At 40.6% G+C, this 3615-nt stretch carries 3 protein-coding genes; all 3 read right to left on the bottom strand.

Annotation, left to right across the window (positions count from 1 at the left end; translation table 11 throughout):
* Positions 1 to 976 precede the first annotated feature (976 nt).
* Entirely contained in the window at positions 977 to 1450 is a 474-nt protein-coding gene (locus NWQ57_RS09380; RefSeq protein ID WP_306021893.1) for a hypothetical protein, read from the bottom strand.
* Positions 1451 to 1550: 100 nt separating this feature from the next.
* Positions 1551 to 2915 (bottom strand): hypothetical protein, encoded by a 1365-nt coding sequence (locus NWQ57_RS09375; protein WP_306021892.1) that lies wholly within the window; start codon positions 2913 to 2915, stop codon positions 1551 to 1553.
* 9 nt (positions 2916 to 2924) lie between these two features.
* Positions 2925 to 3615 (bottom strand): AAA family ATPase (locus NWQ57_RS09370; RefSeq protein ID WP_306021891.1); only part of this gene is annotated, 691 nt, incomplete at its 5' end.

Here is a 3615-nt window from a genome sequence, read left to right as displayed (position 1 = left end):
AGTTCCCTTATGCGTTAATGGCGGCCATTGCTGCGTTCTTTGGGTTTATCTTACTAGCGTAGGTTTTGACCCAGGCAAAAAACAATAAGGGCGCGTAAAGCGCCTTTATTGTTTTGCATTATGTCTATTTCAGTCGCCAGCAAACCCGCGAATACCCTCATATAAACCCAATAATGGCCGATTATAGCGTCGTGCAATGGCTGCGCTTATTAAGTGGCTATTCCCAAATAAGTCTGGATTCTGGTTCAGGCTAATGTCTTTATTTACAATGCGTTGAAAAAACAGCGGAGATTTGAAAATGAATAATATTTCTGGAAAATTTCATCATTCTCTCATATTTTCAGAATGGTTTACTCAATGCCTCAAGTTCAAACGGCCCGATAAAAAAGATGCCGTAATTTAAGGTATAGTCCAAATGAAATCAACATACAAATAGATAGAATTTGTACGAGGGTATTTTTGACGGAGTTGCGTCTCGCTCAAAGCATGGTGCTGAGGTTGGTTAAAGGGGCGAAGATCTTTTTCTAATTATGGACTGAGTTTAACCTCACGTTCGGGTCTTCGAAAGGATAGCCTAATATATACGATGAGTTTAAATCCGATCTAACAGAGAGGTTTTTTATTTGTGTTAAAGAATTTAATTGAGTGATTACGATATGTTGAATCGTAATAGTTTCACTTGTTTGGCATATTGCTCATAAGCGTGGCGTGCTATTTTGGACATAGGTTCGAATCCTTTCTTTTAAACCTTATTAGCATTTTTCGATCTAATGAAAGCTCGACCTAGCTTTAATTTTTTTGATGATAAACTATTTTCAACTTCTCTTAAAATTGTTATGTGAATTTTTCGTTGTTTATAAACTGGTGAGCCATTTTCACTTTTATTCACGTACGACCGCTTTTCGTTCATAACTGGCTGCCAAGTTAGATTGAAACCTCTCAGCTACATATCAGATCAGATAAAAGCCATTACAAATTATGTGCGTATGCTGTTCTTAAACCTGAAGTGATCTTGAGTGATATAAGCTTCATCTATCCGTTTTTTCAGGCCTTCGCCGACTAAAATAAAAGTGCGCTCTTTTGTATCGAATAGGTATCCATCTTCGAAGCTTACCAGCGATGAGCTTTTTATGCAGCCGCCAAAAACGATTTCGTTTTGGCAGTCTTTGATGACAAAGTTTGATGTTAGGTATGACAACGCAGGTGTTTGGTCAGAGTCATTTAAATTTATAACGTCCCACCAAGTCCAGCTGCTAACAATACAAAGTCTCTTGTCTTCCCTCCTGGCCTCGATTTTTTCAACTACAGGGTAGAAGTTTTCTAGTGTGAGCGAAGATTCCATTGGCTCTGACGATAAATGTTGAAGTTTAACTGCTTCATCGAGAAGTGATTGTAATAAATAGGGATCTTCTGAAGAAGAAACGAAGTTTTTCCGTTTAAATTTTGCCATCTTAGTGTCCTGTAGAATAGGTCTATAAATGGCTCAATTTTAGTATAGTTTCTTTCTTTAATTGGTCTAGTCGGAGGAGTAAGCCTCTAGCTAAATTCAATTATGCAGCTGAATTGAGAGGTAGGGGTAATTGGTTATCTAATAATCTTGCAAGCTTCAGAACATCCCTTACCCGAAATGATCTTCGAGTGAAATTGTTCACCCTGTAAGTTTTTAACAGGCCCTCTCTTTTTGCTGCATAAATCTGTTCAGTACTTAGCTGACAAATCAATGATGCTGCTTGTGCATCAACATGAGCATTTTCAAACTTATCCAGATGTGAGAATACGAATTTTCTCATATGAATTTCTGAAATGTGCAGCGAATCTAATAGTTGGTCATTTTTATCAAAGTAAAAATCAATATCTCCCTGGCAACATGCGAGGATGACGTCAGTAGCGGAGACTCTGTATGGCGCAATAACAGATAGCCAATGACGTAAAGAGACTGTATTAGAGTCCTTTGGTATAGCGAAACGACATAAGGCACTAATCAGCTTACTAAAGGAAAAGTGTTCTTTGCTAACGGTGTCGAATTCTACTTTTTTAGTCGAGATATAGCTTTTACGTAAGGTAAAGTACGTCTCGTCGAGCGGTATGCCTTCCAGGTAGTGTTTTTTAAAGTCGTGAGGTACGTAAAGCGGCGTTAGCGTGCCTGACGTAATAGCGAAATGTTCTGTCGATAGTTTTTGAATAGCGGTAAGTAGCGCAGACCTTAAAGCCCAGTCCTGGTTAAGGCCACTTAAGCAGGAATAAGCTTGCCAAAAACGCATTGTGTCTGGATAGCCAGAGTATTGTGCCTGTTGGGTCAGGTATTCCTTAATCAGTGGGAGAAATGTCTTATCACACGTCAATACTTCATAACCAAACGCTAGTTGTTCAGAACGATTCATGTTGCCGATATCAACAGCCATGTTGGCCCATGTAAACGCTGTATAGCAGTCCTCAAAGGCTTCTTTGCTCAATGCTCTTAATTTTGACGCTATCTCAGGAAGTGGTGCGCTACAGTACTGGTTAGAACATTTCGCATCGAGTACTGGCAAATCCCAGGTCAAATTTTTATGGCACGCCTGACATGTCTCTACCAATACTGTGTGATGCAAATCACAATGAAATGCTGTCGTTGATTGCCAGTTCTCCAAAATCGGAAAGGAAGCTTTTACGCAAGTCGGGCAAACTCGGCAACTTTTCATAAACACGCTCGATTTAGAGCTGTTGAAGTCTTTTATTTTCAGCTGTTCTGCAATGCCCAGTTCACTTACGGTCTTGTCATACAGCGCACCTGTTCCACGGTAAATATGGTTTAGTTGATGTTTTGTCATCAGCTCATCCAGAGCACAAAAGCCGTTTCTTTTGGCTAGTCTGAGTAGAAAACCCGGTAACGACTCTCCAATGGTTGGAGCAACCCGTACTGAAATATAACTCATCGTATATGCCTATATGGATGTGATTTTCTTCAGCTCTTTTGCTGATAAATGGTCAAGGTCAAAAGGATTCAACTTTTCCATGAACCCCTCATTAAATGCATCCTTAAGAGCGTTTAGAGCTGTATCAGACGTCAGCTCTGTACTTAGTTTCGATAGGCTAATGAGCTTCTGTAACAATGCCATTCGCCCATCTGTCGCTATGTGCAGTCGCGAGATTATTTGCCAGTCTTTTGCTGTTAGTGGGGCGATGCCTTTTTTTGCCGTTACAAAATTTATGGCTTCTATCCACGCCTTAGCTCTACTGGGGAAGCTTGGGAGCTTAATAGGACTCCTAAACCGTCGGGCAATTTGCTCTTCAAGTTGAAAGTCCTGAGAACGCTTGTCGATGTCTAGCCGTTTCGTCAGTGCCGGTGTGCCCAGCAATATTAGTGGTACATTCGTATCGTCCAAAAGCTCAGTTAACGTTTTACTGATTTCTAAAAGCTTTTGACCGGCGGCAAATGGCAGAGCATTTTGCATCTCGTCCAGGATGATGACTTTCACCTGATGCTCTTTCAGTAGGAGCTTCAACCTTCTGATCAATGCATGAACTTCAGGTCTTCCGCGCACAGAGGTTACCCCCATCACCCAAAGGATTTGGCTTAACAACTGTGCAGGTGACTTTAGTGTGGTTAATTTGACATAAAGTGCCGGGTAGATA

Source organism: Paraglaciecola sp. (assembly GCF_030730205.1).
In the GTDB taxonomy this organism is placed as follows: domain Bacteria; phylum Pseudomonadota; class Gammaproteobacteria; order Enterobacterales; family Alteromonadaceae; genus Paraglaciecola.
Note: the sequence above shows the minus strand (reverse complement) of the source record. Positions and strands in the feature narration are given on the sequence as shown.

Coding starts and splice junctions, on each gene's coding strand:
- NWQ57_RS09380 (WP_306021893.1), bottom strand. CDS start 1,450: ATGGCAAAATTTAAACGGAAAAACTTCGTTTCTTCTTCAGAAGATCCC.
- NWQ57_RS09375 (WP_306021892.1), bottom strand. CDS start 2,915: ATGAGTTATATTTCAGTACGGGTTGCTCCAACCATTGGAGAGTCGTTA.